Genomic DNA, 1,280 nt, shown 5'->3' with positions numbered 1-1,280 from the left:
TGATCCTGCCTCGTTTCCACGTACAGCAAACTATGCAGCGATCATCCTAGCCTCGTAATCGACGGGAGTGGAGAAATTGATAGAGGTGTGCAGGCGTTGTCGATTGTAGTAGCCCTCGATCCAGTCGACGATATCCAGACGAGCATCAGCGCGCGTTTCGTAGCGAACCTGATAGATTCGCTCGACTTTCAGGGTTTTGAAGAAGCTTTCCATTGGCGCGTTGTCCCATGCATTAGCGCGACGGCTCATCGAAACGTTCATCTTGAAGTCGGCGGCCAGTTTTCGGTACGCCCGACTTGCATATTGACTTCCGCGATCGGAATGTAACAACAACCCTGGCGGGGGCTTACGATGCCAGCACGCGCTGCGCAGTGCCTGGCAGACCAGTTCCGCGTTGATGCGCTCTGACATTGACCAGCCTACGATGCGTCGGCTTGCCAGATCCAGAATGGCAGCTAGGTATAACCAACCCTCGCCGGTCCTGATGAACGTGATGTCGCTGACCCAAGCCTGATCGGGGTGCCAGCCGTCAAAACGACGATCAAGTAGGTTGGGCGCCACCGGCAAGCGGTGTGTCGAATCCGTCGTCACCCGATGCGGGCGTTTATAGACCGGCCGCAGTCCCAGGCGTTGCAGACTACGGCGTACACGCTCGGCGCTCGCCGGCTGGCCTTGCATCCTTAATTGCCTTACGATCCGAGGACGGCCGTAGCTGCCGCGACTGGCGCGATGAATCGCTGCCACCTCCCGATCAAGCGCGGCGTTGGCCTGCGCTCGCTGACTTGGCCCGCGCTTACGCCACTGACAATATCCGCTGCGCGACACTGTCAGGATGTGACACAGCCGAGTAACACTGTACTGGTCGCGGTGCTCGTCGATCCATGCGTACTTCACCGCGACCCCTTCACGAAGTACGCCGTCGCTTTTCGAAGGATCTCGATATCAAGTCGCGCACTGGCGAGCTCTTTCCGAAGGCGGCTGTTCTCCGCCTCCAGTTCGTTGACCGGGCGCGTCGATCGCGTGCTCTTCACTTCGTGATTGTCGACTTCACCGATACTTTTAGCAGCGCGACTGCGTCGACTCCAATTGCCCAAGGTTGCCACGGGCACTCCGAGCCTACGCGCGGCTTCGTGCTGCCCGACTGATTCGGAAAGCCTAATGGCCTCCACCTTGAACTCGTCCGTGTACTGCCGCTTTGGCACTAGCTTCTCTGACATTCAAACCTCCGTACAAACAGAAATTAGCAAATTTCTGCTGTACGTGAAATCGAGGCAGGGTCA

General features: G+C 57.8%; 1 protein-coding gene. It reads right to left on the bottom strand.

Annotated elements, in window-relative coordinates:
• Nucleotides 1–30: 30 nt before the first annotated feature.
• Nucleotides 31–1,217, bottom strand: a protein-coding gene (locus BG60_RS36140; protein ID WP_152563264.1) for an IS3 family transposase whose coding sequence is annotated in 2 segments (ribosomal slippage) — nt 31–923 and nt 923–1,217 — 1,188 coding nt in all. Because the reading frame shifts where the segments join, the coding sequence is not laid out codon by codon here.
• Between the last annotated feature and the right edge of the window lie 63 nt (nt 1,218–1,280).

It is taken from the genome of Caballeronia zhejiangensis (genome assembly GCF_000698575.1).
GTDB lineage: Bacteria > Pseudomonadota > Gammaproteobacteria > Burkholderiales > Burkholderiaceae > Caballeronia > Caballeronia zhejiangensis.
The sequence above is the reverse complement of the archived record's forward strand: the minus strand, read 5'-3'. Positions and strand labels throughout refer to the sequence as shown.